At 67.4% G+C, this 18,228-nt stretch carries 18 protein-coding genes and 1 tRNA gene; 7 read left to right on the plus strand and 12 right to left on the minus strand.

Going from position 1 to position 18,228, the window contains the following annotated elements; all coding sequences use genetic code 11:
* The 5 genes from VFT73_RS00230 to VFT73_RS00250 all read left to right on the plus strand — a co-directional run.
* On the plus strand, window positions 1-2,613 hold a 2,613-nt coding region (locus tag VFT73_RS00230), incomplete at its 5' end, for an FAD-binding and (Fe-S)-binding domain-containing protein (RefSeq protein ID WP_326408081.1).
* Between the two features lie 50 nt (window positions 2,614-2,663).
* Window positions 2,664-2,737: transfer RNA gene (locus VFT73_RS00235), tRNA-Cys, on the plus strand.
* A gap of 382 nt (window positions 2,738-3,119) precedes the next feature.
* The gene (locus VFT73_RS00240; RefSeq protein WP_326408082.1) at window positions 3,120-3,431 is read left to right on the plus strand and encodes a hypothetical protein; all 312 of its coding nucleotides are present in this window, start codon (window positions 3,120-3,122) and stop codon (window positions 3,429-3,431) included.
* A 276-nt stretch (window positions 3,432-3,707) separates the two neighbouring features.
* Window positions 3,708-4,022 carry a hypothetical protein gene (locus VFT73_RS00245; RefSeq protein WP_326408083.1) on the plus strand — a complete coding sequence of 105 codons (315 nt, stop codon included), beginning with the start codon at window positions 3,708-3,710 and terminating at the stop codon, window positions 4,020-4,022.
* 48 nt (window positions 4,023-4,070) lie between these two features.
* Window positions 4,071-4,490 carry a hypothetical protein gene (locus VFT73_RS00250; protein WP_326408085.1) on the plus strand — a complete coding sequence of 140 codons (420 nt, stop codon included), beginning with the start codon at window positions 4,071-4,073 and terminating at the stop codon, window positions 4,488-4,490.
* Between the two features lie 103 nt (window positions 4,491-4,593).
* Here VFT73_RS00250 and VFT73_RS00255 read toward each other — a convergent pair whose 3' ends face one another.
* Genes VFT73_RS00255 through VFT73_RS00265 form a run of 3 tightly spaced genes read right to left on the minus strand, consistent with a single transcriptional unit; the run spans window position 4,594 to window position 6,785 of the window.
* Window positions 4,594-4,755, minus strand: a complete 162-nt coding sequence (locus VFT73_RS00255) for a hypothetical protein (protein ID WP_326408086.1) — start codon at window positions 4,753-4,755, stop codon at window positions 4,594-4,596.
* A 60-nt stretch (window positions 4,756-4,815) separates the two neighbouring features.
* Complete coding sequence (locus VFT73_RS00260) at window positions 4,816-5,535, minus strand: SPOR domain-containing protein (protein WP_326408087.1); 720 nt, start codon at window positions 5,533-5,535, stop codon at window positions 4,816-4,818.
* A 2-nt stretch (window positions 5,536-5,537) separates the two neighbouring features.
* Window positions 5,538-6,785, minus strand: coding sequence for a Xaa-Pro peptidase family protein (locus VFT73_RS00265; protein WP_326408089.1), 1,248 nt, complete (start codon window positions 6,783-6,785; stop codon window positions 5,538-5,540).
* Window positions 6,786-6,886: 101 nt separating this feature from the next.
* On the opposite strand from VFT73_RS00265, the gene VFT73_RS00270 reads away from it, so the two are divergent.
* Window positions 6,887-8,188, plus strand: a complete 1,302-nt coding sequence (locus VFT73_RS00270) for a dicarboxylate/amino acid:cation symporter (RefSeq protein WP_326408090.1) — start codon at window positions 6,887-6,889, stop codon at window positions 8,186-8,188.
* A gap of 1 nt (window position 8,189) precedes the next feature.
* The gene (locus VFT73_RS00275) at window positions 8,190-8,834 is read left to right on the plus strand and encodes a LysE family translocator (protein ID WP_326408091.1); all 645 of its coding nucleotides are present in this window, start codon (window positions 8,190-8,192) and stop codon (window positions 8,832-8,834) included.
* Here VFT73_RS00275 and VFT73_RS00280 read toward each other — a convergent pair.
* The 9 genes from VFT73_RS00280 to guaB all read right to left on the minus strand — a co-directional run bounded on the left by VFT73_RS00280 (window position 8,831) and on the right by guaB (window position 18,133).
* A complete protein-coding gene (locus VFT73_RS00280; RefSeq protein ID WP_326408092.1) occupies window positions 8,831-9,463 on the minus strand; it encodes a GNAT family N-acetyltransferase in 633 nt (210 codons plus the stop codon). The genes VFT73_RS00275 and VFT73_RS00280 overlap by 4 nt on opposite strands.
* Window positions 9,456-10,082 carry a glutathione S-transferase gene (locus VFT73_RS00285; protein WP_326408093.1) on the minus strand — a complete coding sequence of 209 codons (627 nt, stop codon included), beginning with the start codon at window positions 10,080-10,082 and terminating at the stop codon, window positions 9,456-9,458. The genes VFT73_RS00280 and VFT73_RS00285 overlap by 8 nt, the downstream gene beginning before the upstream one ends.
* 166 nt (window positions 10,083-10,248) lie before the next feature.
* On the minus strand, window positions 10,249-11,322 hold the full coding sequence (gene recA, locus VFT73_RS00290) for a recombinase RecA (protein ID WP_326408094.1): 1,074 nt from the start codon (window positions 11,320-11,322) through the stop codon (window positions 10,249-10,251).
* Between the two features lie 86 nt (window positions 11,323-11,408).
* Entirely contained in the window at window positions 11,409-12,107 is a 699-nt protein-coding gene (locus tag VFT73_RS00295) for a DNA alkylation repair protein (RefSeq protein WP_326408095.1), read from the minus strand.
* A gap of 11 nt (window positions 12,108-12,118) precedes the next feature.
* The gene (locus tag VFT73_RS00300) at window positions 12,119-12,478 is read right to left on the minus strand and encodes a response regulator (RefSeq protein WP_326408096.1); all 360 of its coding nucleotides are present in this window, start codon (window positions 12,476-12,478) and stop codon (window positions 12,119-12,121) included.
* Between the two features lie 43 nt (window positions 12,479-12,521).
* Window positions 12,522-14,915, minus strand: coding sequence for a hybrid sensor histidine kinase/response regulator (locus VFT73_RS00305; RefSeq protein WP_326408097.1), 2,394 nt, complete (start codon window positions 14,913-14,915; stop codon window positions 12,522-12,524).
* A gap of 22 nt (window positions 14,916-14,937) precedes the next feature.
* Entirely contained in the window at window positions 14,938-15,462 is a 525-nt protein-coding gene (locus VFT73_RS00310) for a tetratricopeptide repeat protein (RefSeq protein ID WP_326408098.1), read from the minus strand.
* 31 nt (window positions 15,463-15,493) lie between these two features.
* A complete protein-coding gene (locus VFT73_RS00315; RefSeq protein ID WP_326408099.1) occupies window positions 15,494-16,666 on the minus strand; it encodes an RsmB/NOP family class I SAM-dependent RNA methyltransferase in 1,173 nt (390 codons plus the stop codon).
* Window positions 16,667-16,675: 9 nt separating this feature from the next.
* Window positions 16,676-18,133: an IMP dehydrogenase gene (guaB, locus tag VFT73_RS00320; RefSeq protein ID WP_326408100.1), complete on the minus strand. Its 1,458-nt coding sequence runs from the start codon at window positions 18,131-18,133 to the stop codon at window positions 16,676-16,678.
* Between the last annotated feature and the right edge of the window lie 95 nt (window positions 18,134-18,228).

Below are 18,228 nucleotides of genomic sequence, written 5' to 3' on the forward strand. Positions count from 1 at the left end.
TGCAACGCGGCGGTGACGATCGACTTCTCGCGTCACCTGCATCATGTGATCGAGATCGACCCGGCGGCCCGGCGGGCTAAGGTCGAGCCCGGCTGCATCCTCGATCGGCTGCGCGATGCCGCGACGCCGCACGGGCTGACCTTTGGTCCCGATCCCGCGACGCACGACCACAACACGCTGGGCGGCATGATCGGCAACGACAGCTGCGGCGTCCATTCGGTCACCGCCGGGCGCACGGCCGACAATGTCGAGCGGCTGACGGTGCTGACCTATGACGGCGCGGTGCTGGAGCTCGGGCCGACGGACGAGGCGGAACTGGCGGCGATCGCGGCCGAGAGCGGCCGACGCAGCGACATCTACCGCGCGCTGGTGGCGCTGCGAGATCGCTGGGGGCCGCTGATCGAGGAGCGTTATCCCAAAATCCCGCGGCTGGTTTCGGGATATGAGAATCTGGACGCGCTGCTGCCCGGACGCGGCTTCAACGTCGCGCGGTCGGTCGTCGGCACCGAGGGGAGCTGCGTCGTCGCGCTCGACGCGACACTGAAGCTGGTGCCGCACCCGGCGCACAAGGCGCTGGCGCTGCTCGGCTTCGGCGATGTCTTCGCGGCCGCCGACGCGGTGCCGTCGATCCTTGCCGAAGGGCCGGACGCGATCGAAGGGTTCGACGACAAATTGTTCCGCGCAGTGCGGCATGCCCATGCCGGGCATGGCGGCCTCAAGCTGCTGCCCGAGGGCAAGGGCTGGCTGATGGTCGAAGCCGGCGGAGAGACGCGCGAAGATGCCGAGGCCAGGGTGCGCGCAATCGTGAAACGGTCCGGGCACAAGGGCCATTGCCGCATTGTCTCGGATCCGGGCGAGCAGGCGCGGGTCTGGGCGGCACGCGAGGCATCGCTCGGCGCGACCGCGTTCGTGAAGGGGCAGCCGGAGCATTGGCCCGGCTGGGAAGACAGCGCGGTGCCGCCGGACCGGCTCGGCGACTATCTGCGCGACCTGGAGGCGCTGTTCCACGCGCACGGCTATACCGCCGCCGTCTACGGCCATTTCGGCGACGGGGTGATCCATTGCCGGATCGACTTCGATTTCGGCAGCGACAAGGGCCTTGGGACTTACCGCGCCTTCATGCGCGACGCGGCGCAGCTGGTGCACCGCTATGGCGGGTCGCTTTCCGGCGAGCATGGCGACGGCCAGGCGCGCGCCGAGCTGCTGGAAATCATGTACGGACCGGAGCTGCTGCGCTGCTTCCGCGAATTCAAGGCAATCTGGGACCCTGGCAACCGGATGAATCCGGGCAAGGCAATCGAGCCCTTCCCGATCGATTCCAACCTGCGGCTCGGCCCGGACTATCGGCCGACAAAGCTGGAGACATGGTTCGGCTATCCGGCCGACCACGGCTCGTTCGCGCACGCGACCACGCGCTGCGTCGGCGTCGGCAAGTGCCGGCGGCGGCAGGTCGGCGACGAAGTCATGTGTCCCTCGTACCTCGCGACCGGCGAGGAGAAGCACTCGACGCGTGGCCGCGCGCATTTGCTCCACGAAATGACGCGCGGCGAAGTGATCCGCGACGGCTGGAGCAGCGACGCGGTCGACGATGCATTGTCGCTCTGCCTTGCCTGCAAGGGCTGCAAGGCCGACTGTCCGGTCGGGGTCGACGTCGCGACCTGGAAGGCGGAGTTTCGGGCGCACCACTATAAGCACCGGCTGCGTCCCCGCGCCGCCTGGTCGATGGGACAGATCGACCGCTGGGCGCGGATCGCGGCGCATGCGCCCGGCGCGGCGAACCTGCTGGCCGGGAACAGCCTCGGCAAATGGATCGCCGGGATCGACCGCCGCGCGAAGCTGCCGCGCTTGGCCCGGCAGAGCTTCCGGTCCTGGTTCAAGCGGCGCGGGCACATGCCGGTCGGCGGCGAGCGGGTGGTGCTATGGCCCGATACGTTCAACAATCATTTCCGGCCCGAAACGGCGATCGCCGCGGCAGAGGTGCTGGAGCGCGCGGGGTTCGAGGCAGTCATCCCGCCGATGCCGCTGTGCTGCGGACGGCCGCTCTACGACTGGGGATTGCTCGACCAGGCGAGGGCGCGGCTGGAACGCATCTTCGCGGCGCTGAAGGACGAGATTGCCGCCGGCACGCCGATCGTCGGTCTGGAACCCGCCTGCGTCTCGGTGTTCAAGGACGAGTTGCCGAACCTGTTCCCGGACCGCGACGAGGCGCACCGCCTGTCGAGACAGGCAGTCTATTTCGCCGATTTCGTGGCGGACCGGATCGACCGCTTCCCGCCCTGGCGCCGCGGCGGCGAGGCACTGGTTCAGGTTCATTGTCACCATCACGCGGTGATCGGCTTCGACAAGGAAAAGGCGCTGCTCGACCGGCTCGGCATCGCCGTCGAAAGGCCGCCGCAGGGCTGTTGCGGCATGGCCGGCGCGTTCGGCATGGCGGCGGAGACGCATGACGTCGGCCGAGCCATCGGCGAGCGCGTGCTGCTGCCGCGCGTCCGCAAACTGCCGCCCGACACGCTGATCCTGGCCGACGGCTTCAGCTGCCGCGAGCAGATCGAGATGCGCGGGCAGCGGCGGACCACGCACAGCGCCGAGCTGCTAGCCGCGCGCACGGTCTGAAACTTTCGGGGTTGCGAAACGGCGCGAAAACGGGGAAATGCCCGCGCTCCGGCCCGATGGCGGAGTGGTTACGCAGAGGACTGCAAATCCTTGCACGCCGGTTCGATTCCGGCTCGGGCCTCCACCTCCCTCCCTGCAATTCCTCTCAGCTTCCGGCGAGCCGCCAATGCTCCCGGCAGAGCAGACCGGCTGCGCGTTCCAAGAATAGGCGCGTATTTCCGATATTGTGGGATGCCGTTTTTGGATTTTTGTCTTTGGCGTGGATTCAGCCGGGCTTGTTTTTCTAGGTTCGCCGGCCATATTGCTTGCATGACCCGCAGTTTTCCTTCGCCTTGTGAGCCGCAGCGCCTGAAAATCGGCGGCTAGCCGGACGCGCGCTTCGCCAGCGTACGCGTCCGGCCTATTGGTCTTCGGCCCCGCAATCGCGGCCGACGGCCCGGCGACCATCATGCTCATCACATGCCAGGCGTCGCTCCGGCGCCGCCTCGCCGCGGAAGGAAAAGAAAATGGCCAGCCAGCCTGCGCCACGTACGCATCCCCTGTCACACGCCGCCGCCGAAGCCGAAGCCTTGCTCCGCCGATATCCGTCGCTCGGGAATCGGGAACTGGAACGGCTGATCGCCATCTTCCCCGATCTGCCGATCCTCGACGTCGGATTGATGTCGATGGACGCGGAGCTTTCGACGAAGATGGACAGATTTCGGTACGACCATGCCGATCGGGTGGAGCCTGCCGCAAGGTCGATCATGTTCGTGCTCGTGTACCTGGCGCTGCCGGTCATGATGACGATCGGCCTTCTCTGGTGGATGCTCAGCTGAACGGAATACAAGCCTTGAAGGCAATACATTGAGGACCACATCGAACTCATGAAGATCTGTTCTTTCATAGTGAATCCGGAGCCTCTGCGGATCATCGGCGACTAGCCGGACGTGCGCTTCGCCAGCGGTCACGTCCGGTGTGCGAGGCATCCGAACATATCGGGCGGCGCTTAGGCTGCCTCTCCCAAATGCTTCCGATGCCAGGCGGATTTATTCGTCACCGGCGAGTGCGGTTTGCGCACTGCACCTGCACTCGCCCCAGCTGAGGAGCAAAATATGGCAACGCTGGCCTGTCAGCCGCGGATTTCGCAGTCGCGTACGCCGTCCGAGCGGACGCTCAGGGTCGAGCAACTGCTGATCCGCTATCCCGATATCAGCGACAACGAACTCGCATTCCTTGTCGGAACATTCCCGTATCTTCCGCCCGTCGAGCTGAGCCTGATGCTTGCCGACGACCGGCTCGCGGAGAAGCTCGATTCCTTTCACCGCGACCACGGGCACATGCTGGTCGCGCCCCGCACCTGGCTGCTGGCGGCGCTCCTTTCAACCGCCGGGCTGGTCGCCGCCATCCTGTGGTGGGTGATGCCCTAGAGCGACTGCCGCGCAGTCATTGTTCAACACATCCAGCAGGAGCGACAGATGAAAACCAGCATCAGCCAACAGACCTCCGCCACCGTGGCTGCTTCCCTTCCCGCGATCATCGCCAAGCGAAGACAGTTCGAGGAGGCGATGGCCAAGCACATGGCCCGCCGCGGGCCGTTCGATCCTTCCAGGGATCGCTACCGCGTCACGGCTGCCTCGATCGCCGACATGCTCTTGGACCATGCCGGCGGAATCACCGCGCAAGGAGAGATTTCGATCGTCCCGCACCATGCGGAACGCCACCGGCGCATGGCCATCGACGGCGAGCATTATTCCGCCTTCGGCGACGGGCTGGCGGCAATTCTCCGCGACGTGATGCCCGCCGAGGCAAGTCCCGAGTTCCTGGCCGCCTGGGGCGACACCTATTGGGCGGTCACGCGCATGGTCATGGCCCACGCGGTTTCGGCAGCCGCCTGACGGCCTGATCGGGAGCAGAGTCAGGGGCCGCCGGAGATGGATCCGGCGGCCCGGTTCCTTTGCACGTCATGCGGCCGGGGCGCATCCGCGCCTCGCGGCGGCATCACTCGGCCGTCGCGGGACGAGGTTCCTTGAACGAATCCGGGCACATCGGGCTGATCGGGTCGCTGGCCGGGAACGTCTCCTCCAGCGCCTCGTCGAGCAGCCTGTCCTGCCAGTCGGCCTGGAACTTCCGTTCCGGCCTGGCCATCAATTGCCGAGCCAATTTCTTCTCCCGCAAGCCCGAAACAAGGGAGCTCGTCAGCTGTCGATACAGCGCGCAGGATCACATTCCGTTCCCGTGCGGCAGCGACGGAGACTCTTCCCGGCTTACCGCGTTCTGGCGCTGCCCTGAGGCGATCCGGAAGCAGTCTCGGCTGACGCTTCGCACCTTGCGGCAGAAGGCATCTGCCTGCGCAGGGGAATCGAAAGGGCCGATCTGCAGGCGAGTGACGCGGCCGTCATAGCGGAATTGGGGCGCGAGCGGCGGTGCGGCCTTCAGCTGCGCCCAAAGCCGGTCGGCATTCGCCCGACTGGAAAAGGCGCCGACCTGCACGCGCCAGCCCCTGGCCGCGGCAACCGGAGCTTGCGGAGCCTGCGGAAGGGGTGCGCCGATGACCGCCAGCGCCTCTGCGGCTGCGGGCAGCCCCGCTTTCGCCGCGCGCTGCAGCCATTGCCGCCCTTCCGCTTCGTCCATCGGCGCATAAACGCCGTTCAGCAGGACTGTGCCCAACAGATATTGCGCGCGGCGATCTCCCCGCTCCGCGCCTTTGCGCAGCCAGGGCACGGCATCGCGCTGCTTGCCGTTCTGGTAGAGGACGAGGCCATATTCGGCCACTCCCTTCGGCAGCCCGCCTCGCGCCGCCTTTTCGAACCATTGCTCCGCCCTGCCGGTGTCGAGCGGCACGCCGTCGCCGGTCTTGTAGGCGCGGCCCATCCTATAGGCGTGCTCCGCTTCCCCGGCGGGCGCTGCCACGAACAAGCCGAGCGCGACCAGCAGCGCCATGGTCAGACCGGCTGGTCGATGCTCGACGGCGGCTCGCTGAAGAATTTCGGACCGGCCGGCGTCATGTGGAAGCAATCCTCCAGCCGCACGCCGAATTTGCCGGGGAAATAGAGGCCGGGCTCGTTCGAGAAGCACATGCCGACCTCCAGCGGCGTTGTCTCGCCGTGGACGAGGTTGACGGGCTCGTGCCCGTCCATGCCGATGCCGTGGCCGGTGCGGTGCGACAGGCCAGGCAGCTTGTAGCCTGGGCCATAGCCTTCGCGCTCGTAAAAGGCGCGCACGGCATCGTCGACCTTGCCGGCTGGCGTGCCGAGCTGGGCAGTGCGCATCGCGACTTTCTGCCCTTCGGCAACCGTCTCGAACACGCGGCGCACGTCGACCGGCACCTTGCCGAAGACGAGCGTGCGGCTGATGTCCGACGCATAGCCGTCAACGGTGCAGCCGCAATCGATCAGCACCACCTCGCCTTCACGGACGAATTGCGGCTTGCCCGAGCCGTGCGGATAGGCGGCCGCTTCGCCCAACAGCACCAGCGCGCCGTCGGCATTGCCACCCAGCGCCTGGGTGGCGGCGACGATCATCTCGGCGACCTGGTCGCGGGTCATCCCTTCCTGGATGCGCGGCGCCGTCCAGTGGATCGCGGCGATGGTGACGTCGTTAGCCTTCTGCATCAGCGCGATTTCGGCGGGCGTCTTGTGCATCCGGCAGCCGCGCACGACCGGATTGGCGGAGACAAGACGGACCCCGGGCAGCAGCTTGCCCAGGCCGTCGCTGGCGAAGAAGCGCACCGTTTCCTCGATCCCGATTTGCCCCTTGTCCAGCTTGCGCTCGGCAAGCCACTTCGCAATCACCGCGGTCGGGCTCTCGTCTTCCTGCCAGACGCGGATTTCCGCAGGGATGCCCAACGTTTCCTGCACCGATGGGCGTTCGAAGAAAGGCGTGACGATCAGCGGCTCGCCGGAGACCGGGATCACGGCCGCGGTCAACCGCTCGCTCCGCCACCAGCGCACGCCGGTGAAGTAGATCAGCGACGAGCCGGGCTCGATCACGACGGCGGAAAGCCCGTTCTTGCGCATCAGCTCCTGCGCGCGGGCAATCCTGCCCGCGCGCTCCTCGCGGCCGATCGGCACGATATCGCCGGTCATCTTCTTCAGATCAGACGTGTCGACCTCGGCCGCGAAGGCCATCGACGGCAGGAGAGTGGAAAGGCCAATCAGGCCGGCGGATTGGAGGAGCTGGCGGCGATTCATTTCGCTTTCGTCGGGCGCGAAGGCGCCGCTGTCAACGGCAACGGGTTGACCGCCGCGCCCGGATCGCCTTCACACGGGCGCGAGTAGAGGGGAACCGCTTCGTGGCCAAACGCCTGACCTATATGATCCTCGCCGGCCTGGTGCTCGGCATAATCGTCGGATGGGTGCTGAACGCCAGCATCGCCGACCAGGCGCAGCTGAAAGCGATCGCCGGATACCTGTCGATCGTCACCACCGTGTTCCTGCACATGATCAAGATGATCATCGCGCCTCTGGTATTCGGCACGCTGGTCGTCGGCATCGCGCACATGGGCGACACCGCAGCGCTGGGGCGCGTCGGCATCAAGTCGGTCGGCTGGTTCGTCAGCGCCAGCCTGATGTCGCTGACGCTGGGTCTGATCCTGTCGCACATCCTGCAGCCCGGCGCGGCGCTGAACCTGCCGCTGCCGCCGGTCACAGAAAGCAGCGGCATCGACCGCAGCGCCTTCGACGTGGCGAAGATCATCGTTCACATCTTCCCGACCTCGATCATCGACGCGATGGCGACCAACGAGATCCTGCAGATCGTCGTTTTCGCCGTCTTCTTCGGAGTCGCGATCACGTCGGTCGGCGAGCGCGCCGCGCCGCTGGTGAAGGCGTGCGAGGGCCTCGTCTCAGTCATGCTGCGCGTGACCGACTATGTGATGCGTTTCGCTCCCTACGCGGTGTTCGCGGCGGTGGCTGCGACGCTGGCCGAGCAGGGGCCGGGCGTGATCGGCAAGCTCGCCTACTTCATGGGCAGCGTCTATCTGGGGCTCGCGCTGCTCTGGGTGTTCCTGGGGCTCCTCGCCTTCCTGATAATCGGGCGACGCGCGGGCCGGCTGTTCCGGTATATCCGCGAGCCGATTCTCGTCGCCTTCTCGACCGCCTCCTCGGAAGCCGCCTTCCCCCGCACCCTCGAAGCGCTCGACCGGTTCGGCGCGCCGCCGCGCATCTCCAGCTTCGTGCTGCCCTTGGGCTACTCGTTCAACCTCGACGGATCGATGATGTACATGACGTTCGCGTCGCTGTTCATCGCGCAGGCGTACGGCATCCAGCTCGATCTGGGCACGCAGATTGCGATGCTGCTGACGCTGATGATCACGTCTAAGGGCATCGCCGGCGTGCCGCGCGCCAGCCTGGTCGTGATCGCGGCGACGCTGTCGCAATTCAACCTGCCCGAAGCCGGCCTGCTGCTGATCTTGGCGATCGACCATTTCCTCGACATGGGCCGCTCCGCCACCAACGTGGTCGGCAATGCGGTGGCGAGCGTGGTGGTCGCGCGCTGGGAAGGCGAGCTCGATCCGGAGGCGCCGCCGGAGATCGAACCGGCGCCCGCTCCTTCGGGCCGCACCGACAAGCCGCCTGCGGAGAATTGGGGCTGAGATGCTCGGGTTCGGCGGCTACGAATTGCTGCCGGACTGGCCGCGCTTCGCCGCATTCGCCCTCGCCGGCCTGGCGCTGAACATCGTCCCGGGCGCCGACATGACCTTCGTGATCGCGGCCGGCGCGCGCGGCGGGCGGAAAGCGGGCGTGGTCGCCGCGCTTGGGGTCGGCGTCGGGACCTTCGGGCATATCCTCGCGGCCGTACTGGGACTGTCGGCAGTCCTGATGGCGTCGCAGACGCTGTTCGATGCGCTGAAGCTGATCGGTGCGGCCTATCTGCTCTACGTCGCTGTCGGGCTGGTGCGGGGCAGCGGCGGGGCCGATGCAGGCCCCGTGCCGACGCGGCGGCTGTTCCGGTCGGCCGTGCTGGTCAATCTGACCAATCCGAAGGTCGCGCTGTTCTTCCTCGCCTTCCTGCCGCAATTCGTCGATCCGGCCGCGCGGGCGCCGGCGCTGCAGATCCTCTGCCTTGGCCTGTGGTTCGACGTGGTGGGAACGCTGGTGAATGCCGTGATCGGCGTCGGCGCGGCCGGCGCGGCGGGGCGGCTGGGGCAAATCCCGTGGATCACGCGCGGGGCGCGCTGGCTCGCGGCGACATTGCTCGGCGGCCTGGCCGTGCAACTCGCGCTCGCCGAGCGGCGTTAGCGCAGCCGCGCCGTGGAATACGGCGAGTGCGCACGCCAGCCGAGCGATTCGTAAAGCGCACGTCCCTCTGGCGTCGCCACCAGCACGAAGCGGCTGGTGGAATCGGCCCGCGCACCAGCCAGCGCAACCATCAGGGCTGCACCAAGGCCGCGACGCCGGTGCGCCGCCTCTGTGACGATGCGATCGAATGCGAACACGCCGTCCCGCTCGACGGCATGCCCGGATGCGGCAGGCGAGCCGTCATCCGCCGAGATAGAGCAACGGATGGCGCCGTCTTCCCGCCGCAAGCCGAGACGGTAGCCGTCCGGGAGCGGCCGGGGCGGCATGGGCCGGGCGCACATCATCAGGTTTCCGGTCTGCTCGACGACCCAACGAGGCGAAAGCAGAGTCGCCATGGCGTCGGGCGACGCGCAAAGCTTCAGCACGACCAGCGGATCGGTGACGGAGCGGCCCAGCTCGGCGAGGCCGGGGGCCGGTTTCGCGAAGACGTAGCGGCGGGATTCGGTATCGCTGCGGGTATCGACCCGAAGGCCGCCATGATCGGGAACCGGAAGCGGGAGGCCGCGGCTGACCGAGCGGGCTGCAAGCCAGGCAGCGACAAGAGCGGGGTCGGCCCCCGCTTCAGGCATAGGCGTAAGGGCCGCCGCGTTCGAGAGCCCGCTGGTAAGCCGGCCGTGCGTGGATGCGGTCGAGCCAGGCGATCGTGTTCGGCCGCGACGCATCGAGCCCGGCGCGCTGGCGGGCGGCTTCGAGCGGGAAGCTCATCATGATGTCCGCCGCGGTCAGATCGTCGCCGACGAACCATTCGCGGCCGGCCAGCTCGCGCTCGACGAAGCTCAGGTGATTGTCGATCATCGGCTGGATGCGCTTCTGCGCGGCTTTGCCGAACACCGGCACGCGGCTCAGCACCAATTTCACCAGCAGCGGCGGCATCAGCGAGCCCTCCGCATAATGGAGATAGAAGCGATAGCGTAGGATCGCCTCCCGGTGCGGCGGCGGCCCGAGTTTCCCGTCCGCCTTTTCGACCAGATACTCGATGATCGCGCCGGTCTCCGCGACCACGGTGTCGCCGTCCTGGATCACCGGCGACTTGCCGAGCGGGTGCACCTGCTTGAGCTCGGGCGGCGCGAGCATCGTCTTCGCATTCCGCTCGTAGCGCTTCACCTCATAGGGAAGCGCCAGCTCCTCCAGCATCCAGAGGATCCGCTGCGAACGGCTGTTCTCGAGGTGATGGACGATAATCGGCATGGCGCTCCCCTTTTGCGCTATTCTAGTCGCACTTCTGCACAAGCGGGAACTGATCTTTAGCTCGCACGAAGAGCACGAAGCACACAAAGAGAAGAGCGCGCCTTTGTGTTCTTCGTGCTCTTCGTGCGAGACCAAAATTGAGGCGCGCCGAGCGCGCCTCTATGCGTCACAGATCGTCGTCTTCGGCGCCGGGATTGACCATCAGGGCTTCGGCGACGTCGTCGGTCTTGCCGCGGATGGCTCGTTCGAGGCGGTCGGCGAGCTCGGGATTGTCGCGTAGATATTGTTTCGCGTTCTCGCGGCCCTGGCCGATGCGGATCGAATCGTAGCTGAACCAGGCGCCCGATTTTTCGACCAGCCCGGCCTTGACGCCCAGGTCAAGGATCTCGCCGATCTTCGAGATGCCCTCGCCATACATGATGTCGAATTCGACCTGCTTGAACGGCGGCGCGACCTTGTTCTTCACGACCTTCACGCGCGTCGTGTTGCCGACGATATCGTCGCGATCCTTGATCTGGCCGGTGCGGCGGATGTCGAGGCGGACCGACGCGTAGAATTTGAGCGCGTTGCCGCCGGTCGTGGTTTCCGGATTGCCGTACATCACGCCGATCTTCATGCGCAGCTGGTTGATGAAGATCACCATGCAGCGCGAGCGGCTGATCGAGCCGGTCAGCTTGCGCAAGCTCTGCGACATCAGGCGAGCCTGGAGGCCGACATGGCTGTCGCCCATCTCGCCCTCGATCTCGGCGCGCGGCACCAGGGCGGCGACCGAATCGACCACCAGCACGTCGATCGCGTTCGAGCGCACCAGCGTGTCGGTGATTTCAAGCGCCTGCTCGCCGGTATCGGGCTGCGACACGATCAGCTCGTCGATGTCGACGCCCAGCTTCTTCGCATAGACCGGATCGAGCGCGTGCTCGGCATCGACGAATGCGGCCGTGCCGCCGTTGCGCTGCGCTTCGGCAATCACGTGGAGCGCAAGCGTCGTCTTGCCCGACGATTCGGGGCCGTACACCTCGATCACGCGGCCGCGCGGCAAGCCGCCGACGCCCAGCGCGATGTCCAGTCCCAGCGATCCCGTCGAGATCGCCTCCACCTGCATCGCCTCGCGGCTGCCGAGCTTCATTGCCGAGCCCTTGCCGAACGCGCGATCGATCTGCGCCAAAGCCGCTTCGAGAGCCTTTTGCCTGTCCATATTCCCCGTCTTGTCGGAATCGACGATCTTGAGCTGCGCCGCCATGCAAAACCTCCCTAAGCGGAACGCCAAACGCGTTCAACGCAAGAGCGTCGTATCCTATTTGTTCCAATGGAACAAGAGCGGAACTTTTACGCAGGCTCCGCTGCCCCGATCCGCTTCAGCGCCTCCCTCTTGCTGAGGTTGCTGAGGCGATCGCCATGCGCCGAAACGTAGCGGCGGACCCAGGCCGGATCGGTTCGCGCATATTGCCGCAAGGCCCAGCCGATCGCCTTGCGGAGGAAGAATTCGCGCGAATCGAGCGACGGCTCGATGCAGGCGTGAAGCAGCTCCAGGTCGGTCGCGGCTCTTGCGTGCAGCTGGCACAGGATGGCGCTGCGCCGCTTCCAGAGGTCGGGGCCTTGCGCCCAGTCCAGCATGGCCTGCTTCATCGGCGCCGGATCGTTCCGGAGGATGGCCCAGAGCCGCTGCGTCGCGATCGGGTCGATAAAGTCCCACCAGGCGCCGGTCAGCACCATTTCCTCATACATCGCGAGCGAATCGATGCGCTGGAACGGGCGCGCCGCTGCGATGCCGGTGAGCTCGATCGCCGCATAACGCTGCTCGCGAAAGCGCGCGCCGCGCCACAGGGTCATCACATCGGCACGCCATGCCTCGGCCGACGGATAGCCGAGGCCGTCGAACACGCGCTTGCACGCAGCCCGCAGGGGCATGGTCGGGACGCCCAGATAGGGCATCGCCGATTTCATATAGGCCTGCATCGCCGGTGCGCGGGAGGGATCGGCGGCGGCTCTGAGCTCGTCCAGCAGCTGGTCCGCGATGCCGCCCATCGCGTGCCGGCTCAGCCGTTCAGAAGCGATTCGAACGCTTCGCGCACGCCGTCCAGCGTATAAGGCTTGCTGAGCACCGGAACGCCGGCGTGGCGTTCGGGAACGCTGTCGTTGCCGCCGCCTGTGGCGAGCACGAACGGATGACCGCGCTGGCTGAGCGCGTCGGCGATCGGCCATGACGTCTCGCCGTCGCGCAGGTTCACGTCCAGCAGCGCCGCGTCGAAGCCGCCCGCTTCCACATGCCGCATCGCTTCGGAGACGCCGTCGACCGCGCCCGCCAGGCGATAGCCGAGCGCGTCGAGGAAATCCTCAAGCATCATCGAAATCAATGGCTCGTCTTCGACGACGAGGATCGAGGGCCCTGCGCTCATTGCGCGGCGGATATAACGGCAAACGGTTCAGCGCAAAGAAAAATCATTTCGCCGCCAAAGCGGTCCGCGCGGCCTCGGCCAGCTGCTGCACCGAAAAGGGCTTGGGCAGGAACGCCACGCGCTCGATATCGATCGACTTGCGCAATTGCTCCTCGGCATAGCCGGACATGAAAAGGATCGGCAGGTCGGGATATTTCACGCGCGCGTGGCGGACGAGCGTGGGACCATCCATCGTCGGCATGACCACGTCCGAAATCAGCAGGTCGAAGGTCTCGCCTGCCTCGAGGCATTCGAGCGCTTCCTCGCCATTGCCGGCGGTCACGACCTTGTAGCCCTGGCGAGTGAGCGCCCGCTCGGCGACGGCGCGGACCATCGCTTCGTCCTCCACCAGCAGGATGGTGCCGCTGCCCCAGAGCTCGGCCGGGCGCTCCTTCGGCTGAACCGGTGCCGCCTCGGTCTTGGTCTCCGCCTTGTAGACCGGCAGATAGATGACGAAGCTGGTCCCCTCCCCGACCGCTGAATCGGCGAAGATGAAGCCGTTCGATTGCTTGACGATGCCGTAAACGGTCGAAAGGCCAAGGCCGGTGCCCTTGCCCACTTCCTTGGTCGTGAAGAAGGGTTCGAAGATCTTCGGCAGCAGGTCGGGCGGGATGCCGGTGCCCGTGTCGGTGATGCTGAGCGCGGTATAGTCGATGCTCGGCATGATGTCGCTTTTCATCCGCCGCACTTCGGCAGCGGAGACGGCGAAGGTCTGGAGCGTGAGCGTGCCGCCGTCCGGCATCGCGTCCCGCGCATTGACGGCCAGGTTGACGATCACCTGTTCGAGCTGCCCGGGATCGGCGCGGACGGGTCCGAGATTGCGCCCGTGCTTGACGTTCAGCGTCACCGTCTCGCCCAGCAGGCGTTTCAGCAGGTTGAACACCTCCGAGACGACGTCGGGCAACTGAAGCAATTGCGGCCGCAGCGTCTGCTGGCGCGAGAAAGCGAGCAGCTGCCGCGTCAGGCTCGCGGCGCGGTTCGAGTTGGCGCGGATCTGCTGGATGTCGTCATAGTCGCTGTCGCCTGGCGTGTGGCGCATCAGCATCAGATCGCAGTGCCCGATGATCGCGGTCAGGATGTTGTTGAAGTCGTGCGCGACGCCGCCGGCGAGTTGGCCGACCGCCTGCATCTTGGTCGCCTGCGCGACCTGGCGCTTCAGCTTCGATTCCTCGGCATTGTCCTTCAGCGACAGCAACACCGCCGCCTCGCCCAGCCCGCGCGCGCCGGCGATCGACAGGGCGATCGGCTCGTCGGGCCGTGCCTGCAGCCGCACCGCGATGTCGCCGGACATCGGCGGGCCGGAGGCGAAGCGGCGCACCGTGTCGGCGACCGCGGCCTTGTCCTCGCGCACCACCAGGTCGCCCGGATAGACCGGGTGCGCGCCGGGCTCGAGCCCGGCCGCACGCGCGAACGCCTCGTTCAGGAACAGCAGCCGTCCGTCGCGGTCGGCAAGCGCGAACCCCAGCGGCAGCATCGACAGCAGGGTCTGGATATGGCTCGAGGCGCTGCCTTCGCCGAGGCGCGGTGCGCCGTCGTCATCGATCAGGAAGACGAGCGTCGATCCGCCGCGCTCGTCCGGATCGAGCGGGACCTGGAGCAGCCGCACCGGCCCGCCGGTCGGGCCCTCGCGCTCGAAGCGGATCAGGCCGTTCTTGTCGATCGTCAGCATAGTCGCGAGATCGCGGCCTTCGATCGCGGCTTCGGCCGATCCGGTGGCGCGAAGCGCGAACGCACGGTTGCCAGCGCGGATGCGCGCGTCGGCGCCGATCAGCACGCCCATGATGCCGGCCTCGCCCAGCCGCTCTCCGGCCGTGGACGCGATCAGCCGCCGCGCGTCGTTGACCAGATCGACGCTGGAGACCGGACGGAACCGCCAGACGAGATGGTTTTCGCCGGCGCCGGATCGCGCCACCTCGACACAAAGCTGCCCCGCTTCGCGCTGCAATCGCGCGATCGAAGCCGAGCCGTCGCGCCAGGCCGCCTGTTCGACAGCCAACAGAGGTGCGGTGGCGCTGTTGGGCAGCCACAACTCGCCCGGCGCGCGGAAACCCTGAAACCAGGCCCCGTAAAGCTCGTTCGCGCAGACGAGCCGGCCTTCCCGGTCGGTGACGGCCACGGCAACCGAATCGCTTTCGATCGCGGCGCGGGTCAATGCCCAGTCCTGCACCGAGCGCTCGACCGGCGTGACGGCGACGTTCGCGCGCGAAAACAGGAACAGCGCCCCGACGGCCGCCGCGCCGCAGGCGAAGCCGACGGCAAGCGCGGCACTGCCCAGCAGCAGGAAGATCAATGCGCCCGACAGAAGGGCTGCCGCAACGACGGCGCCCAGCACAGCGCGCGACGGTTCCGGCGTCTGCGCGCCTGCGGTCAGCAAGGGTGAATGGGCACGCGTTGCCATCGAAACGGTGGGCGCGCTGCGCCTATTCGGGCTTGCGGGACTTCGGTTCCTCGCCCGGCGCCGGGACCTTCGCCTGCGCCGACAACACTGCCTGGGGCGGACCCTTGTCGATCGCCGCGGCCAGCCGCGCTTCCTCAGGGCAGGACGCGGTGCAGAGCCGCTTCACCTTGGCGAGATTCTCGCGCGCCTTGGTGACTGCGCCCTTCTGCACCAGCGCATCGCCCTGGCCGGCGAGTGCTGCGACATCGTTGGGCTCAAGCTCCAGCGCCTCGCGGTAGAAGCGGATCGCCTTGCCCGGCAGACCCTGCGCCTTGGCGATTTCCGCCAGCGCCTTGAATGCCGCCCGGTTCTTCGGATCGACCGCCAGCGCGCTTTCCAGCAGATCGTTGGCCTGTTCCAGATTGCCGGCCCGCTGTGCCGCGCGCGCCTGCTCCACGATCATCGTCGAGCGCGGGTCGATCTGCGCGTCGGGCTTTTGCGCGATGACGGCCGTGGACACAGCGGCGACGCCGAGGGCGGCAGCAAAGGCGACGGGCACGAAACGCATCAGAACCTCTCCAACAATCTTTGCCGGCTTTCTAGCACGGGCTTTCAAGGCCCGCGACGAAAAAGCCATCGGTGCCGTCCGCGCCCGGCGAGAGCAGGACGCCGGCCCCGCGTTCGGTGCCCGGCGCCGTGAACGGCCGCGCCGCGCGCCAATCCGGGTGCGCAGCCTGGAAGGCGGCAATCTGGTCGGCGCCTTCCGCGTCGAGCAGCGAACAGACGGCGTAGATAAGGCGCCCGCCCGGACGGACAAGCGTGGCGCCAAGCTCGATCAGCCGCGCCTGAAGGGCAGTCAGCCGCGCCAGCCGGTCGGGCGTGAGCCGCCAGCGCGCCTCCGGATTGCGCCGCCAGGTGCCGGTGCCGGAGCATGGCGCATCAACCAGCACGCAATCGGCGTGGCCTGCGAGATCGGCAAGCGCTTCGGCCTCGCGTCCCGGATCGAGCAGGCGCGTTTCGATGTTGGCAGCGCCGGCACGCGTCGCGCGCGGCGGCAAGCGCGACAGGCGCGCGCGGTCGGTATCGCAGGCGAGCAGCCGCCCTTCCCCGCCCATGTCCGCGGCCAGCGCCAGCGTCTTGCCGCCGGCGCCCGCGCAGAGATCGACGATCGTTTCGCCCGGCACCGCGCGGCAGGCGAGCGCGATCAGCTGGCTTCCTTCATCCTGCACCTCGACCACGCCGTCGCGCCACAGCGGGTGCTGCTCGATCGGCAGCGGTTCCGCGAGGCGAATGCCGGTGGGGGCAAAGTGCGTCGGCCGAGCGCCGGGCAACTCGTCCAGCACATCGTCGCGGCTCGCCTTCAGCGCGTTGACCCGCAGGTCCATCGGCGCCCGCTCCAGCAGCGCGGCGGTGTCGACGTGAGCAAGCCTGGGCGCCAGCCATGCCGGAACGGCGGACGCCGGCGCGACCGGCTCGTCGACCACAATCGGCGCGGGGCCGTGCGGCGAGCCGTCGAACAGCGCGCGCAGATCGGGCTGGTCCTCAGCCAAACCGAGCATCGCCGCGCGCCCGCTCTCCGGCCGTTCGCCCGCGCGCCGGATCGCCCGGTAGACCAGCTCCCGGATCGCCCGCCGGTCGCCGGAGCCGGCATAGCGCCGCGCCTTGAACCAGGATGCGATCACCGTGTCGGCAGCCGGCCCCGCATCGCGCGCAGCCGCGATGATCGCGTCGAGCAGCTCGATCGCCGATTGCAGGCGGGCGGCGGGAGTCACGTCAGGAAATCACTGCGTCGGATAGTTCGGCGCCTCGCGGGTGATCGACACGTCGTGGACATGGCTTTCGCGCAGGCCCGCGTTGGTGATGCGGACGAAGCGGGCGCGCTTCTGCAGATCTTCGATCGTGTGCGAGCCGGTATAGCCCATCGCCGCCTTCACGCCGCCGACCAGCTGATGGATCACGTCCTTGACCGGGCCCTTGTAAGGCACCTGCCCCTCGATCCCTTCGGGGACGAGCTTCAGCTGGTCCTTGATGTCCTGCTGGAAATAGCGATCGGCCGAGCCGCGCGCCATCGCGCCGACCGAGCCCATGCCGCGATACGCCTTATAGGCGCGGCCCTGGTACAGGAAGGTTTCGCCCGGCGCCTCGGCGGTGCCGGCGAGCAGCGAACCGACCATCACGCTCGAAGCGCCCGCCGCCAACGCCTTGGCGATGTCGCCTGAGGTGCGCAGCCCGCCGTCGGCGATCACCGGCACGCCGGACTTCGCGGCTTCCCGGGCCGAATCCATGATCGCGGAAAGCTGCGGCACGCCGACGCCCGCCACCACGCGGGTCGTGCAGATCGAGCCGGGCCCGATCCCGACCTTCACCGCGTCTGCCCCCGCCTCGATCAGCGCGCGCGTCGCTTCGGCGGTGGCGACGTTGCCGGCAACGATCTGCACCGCGTTCGACAGCTTGCGCACCCGCGCGACCGATTCGGCGACCATTTTCGAATGGCCGTGCGCGGTGTCGATCACGACCAGGTCGCAGCCGGCGTCGAGCAGCGCCTCGGTGCGCTCGAACCCGGCATCACCGACCGTGGTCGCGCCGGCGACGCGCAGCCGTCCGCTCGGGTCCTTGGTCGCGTTCGGGTGGAGGACGGCCTTTTCGATGTCCTTTACGGTGATCAGGCCGACGCAGCGATAGGCCTCGTCGACCACGAGCAATTTCTCGATCCGGCGCTGGTGGAGAATCCGCCGCGCCTCGTCCTGGCTGACATCGGCGGTGACGGTCGCGAGATTCTCGCGCGTCATCAGCTCCGATACCGGCTGCTTCGGATTTTCGGCGAAACGGACATCGCGGTTGGTCAGGATGCCGACCAGCTTGCCCGACGCCTCCACGACCGGAATGCCCGAAATCAGATTCTCCGCCATCAGCGCCTGCGCCTCGGCGAGGGTCGCGGAGGGCGCGATCGTGATCGGGTTGACGACCATGCCCGATTCGAAGCGCTTGACCTGCCGTACTGCCGCCGCCTGCTCCTCGACCGTCAGGTTGCGGTGGAGCACGCCGATCCCGCCCAGCTGCGCCATCACGATCGCCATTTCGGCTTCGGTCACCGTGTCCATCGCCGACGACAGGATCGGGATGTTGAGCGAAATGTCGCGCGTCAGCTTCGTCCGCGTGTCGGCGGCGCTGGGCAGAACTTCAGATTCGGCGGGTTTCAGCAGGACATCGTCGAAGGTGAGACCGAGTTCGATGTCCATGCGTGCCAGGGCTCCTGAGTCGAAGATTGGCGGGCCATGTAACCGCGACTTGGCGGCGGCGCTAGGGCAGCAGCTCACGATTCCGCTGGAACCTG

This window comes from Sphingomonas sp., from assembly GCF_035758555.1.
Lineage (GTDB): Bacteria > Pseudomonadota > Alphaproteobacteria > Sphingomonadales > Sphingomonadaceae > Sphingomonas_B.

What these genes read in the sequence shown, in the direction of transcription:
- VFT73_RS00260 (WP_326408087.1), bottom strand. Translation starts at nt 5,535, where the DNA reads ATGGCGCTGCTGGTCGCGCTCGGCTTGTTCGTGGCAGCGCCCGCCGGG.
- VFT73_RS00265 (WP_326408089.1), bottom strand. Translation starts at nt 6,785, where the DNA reads ATGAATCGCCGCCAGCTCCTCCAATCCGCCGGCCTGATTGGCCTTTCC.
- VFT73_RS00245 (WP_326408083.1), top strand. Translation starts at nt 3,708, where the DNA reads ATGGCAACGCTGGCCTGTCAGCCGCGGATTTCGCAGTCGCGTACGCCG.
- VFT73_RS00250 (WP_326408085.1), top strand. Translation starts at nt 4,071, where the DNA reads ATGAAAACCAGCATCAGCCAACAGACCTCCGCCACCGTGGCTGCTTCC.
- VFT73_RS00275 (WP_326408091.1), top strand. Translation starts at nt 8,190, where the DNA reads ATGCTCGGGTTCGGCGGCTACGAATTGCTGCCGGACTGGCCGCGCTTC.
- VFT73_RS00310 (WP_326408098.1), bottom strand. Translation starts at nt 15,462, where the DNA reads ATGCGTTTCGTGCCCGTCGCCTTTGCTGCCGCCCTCGGCGTCGCCGCT.
- guaB (WP_326408100.1), bottom strand. Translation starts at nt 18,133, where the DNA reads ATGGACATCGAACTCGGTCTCACCTTCGACGATGTCCTGCTGAAACCC.
- VFT73_RS00240 (WP_326408082.1), top strand. Translation starts at nt 3,120, where the DNA reads ATGGCCAGCCAGCCTGCGCCACGTACGCATCCCCTGTCACACGCCGCC.
- VFT73_RS00280 (WP_326408092.1), bottom strand. Translation starts at nt 9,463, where the DNA reads ATGCCTGAAGCGGGGGCCGACCCCGCTCTTGTCGCTGCCTGGCTTGCA.
- VFT73_RS00285 (WP_326408093.1), bottom strand. Translation starts at nt 10,082, where the DNA reads ATGCCGATTATCGTCCATCACCTCGAGAACAGCCGTTCGCAGCGGATC.
- VFT73_RS00295 (WP_326408095.1), bottom strand. Translation starts at nt 12,107, where the DNA reads ATGGGCGGCATCGCGGACCAGCTGCTGGACGAGCTCAGAGCCGCCGCC.
- VFT73_RS00305 (WP_326408097.1), bottom strand. Translation starts at nt 14,915, where the DNA reads ATGGCAACGCGTGCCCATTCACCCTTGCTGACCGCAGGCGCGCAGACG.
- VFT73_RS00300 (WP_326408096.1), bottom strand. Translation starts at nt 12,478, where the DNA reads ATGAGCGCAGGGCCCTCGATCCTCGTCGTCGAAGACGAGCCATTGATT.
- recA (WP_326408094.1), bottom strand. Translation starts at nt 11,322, where the DNA reads ATGGCGGCGCAGCTCAAGATCGTCGATTCCGACAAGACGGGGAATATG.